This window comes from Siccirubricoccus phaeus (genome assembly GCF_008360935.1).
In the GTDB taxonomy this organism is placed as follows: Bacteria; Pseudomonadota; Alphaproteobacteria; order Acetobacterales; family Acetobacteraceae; genus Siccirubricoccus; species Siccirubricoccus phaeus.
Genome location: NZ_SRXO01000053.1, coordinates 1 through 982 on the forward strand (window position 1 = coordinate 1; position 982 = coordinate 982).

The window sequence follows — 982 nt, forward strand, 5'->3', positions numbered from 1 at the left end:
CTAGGTGTGCAGTCCCGGGGAGTAGTGGTGCATCTTTGACCCGCGAGGGGGAGGATGCCCTGTGGCAGGCGGTCTTCACGGTTCAGCCCGAACGACGCCGCGTGTTCGAGCCGAGCTCCAAGCGTCGCAAGAGAGCGGCAGGACCCTGGCCGCCCGCTACGGGCTGAACCCTAAGACGGTGGCGAAGTGGCGCGCCCGGACCGGCACGTCCGATGCTCCGATGGGGCCCGGCCAGCCCCGAAGCACCGTCCTGACCGAGGCCGAGGAGGCGATCGTCGTCGAGTTCCGGCGCCGCACCCTGCTGCCGCTGGACGATGTCCCGGGTTGCCTGCGCGAGGCCATCCCCACCCTCTCCCGCAGCGCCCTTCACCGCTGCCTCGTGCGCCACGGCATCTCCCGCCTGCCCAAGGGCGAGGAGACGGCTTCCAAGCGCCAGCGCTTCGCCGAGACTGCCATCGGCTACGTCCACATCGACGTCTGCGAACTGCGCCTGGCGGACGGTAAGCTCTTCATGTTTCTGGCCATCGATCGGGTGTCCAAGTTCACCCACGTCGCCTTCCTCGACGCCAACACCAAGCTGAACGGTGCCGCCGCCTTCCTGCGCGAGGTCGTGGCCGTCTTTCCCTATGCCATCCACACCGTCCTGACCGACAACGGCATGGCCTTCGCCGATCTGCCGAAAAACAGGAACGGGCCAACGCGCCGCTATCTCGGGGCCCACATCTTCGACCGGGTCTGCCACCAGCATGGCATCCAACATCGGCTGACCAAGCCCTACCATCCTTGGACCAACGGTCAGGCCGAGCGGATGAACCGCACGGTCAAGGACGCCACCATCAAGGCTTTCCATTACCCCGACCTCAGCACCCTCAAAGCCCACGTCCTGGCCTTCATCACCGCCTACAACTTCGCCAAACACCTCAAGGCACTCCGATGGCGAACCCCCTTCCAGGCCGTCTGCGACGCCTGGACCAAGGACCCC

Annotated in this window: 1 protein-coding gene; it reads left to right on the forward strand. The window is 66.3% G+C overall.

What is annotated here, in order from left to right:
* Positions 1–61: 61 nt before the first annotated feature.
* Positions 62–982 (forward strand): IS481 family transposase (locus E5N76_RS29255; protein WP_149541510.1); only part of this gene is annotated, 921 nt, incomplete at its 3' end.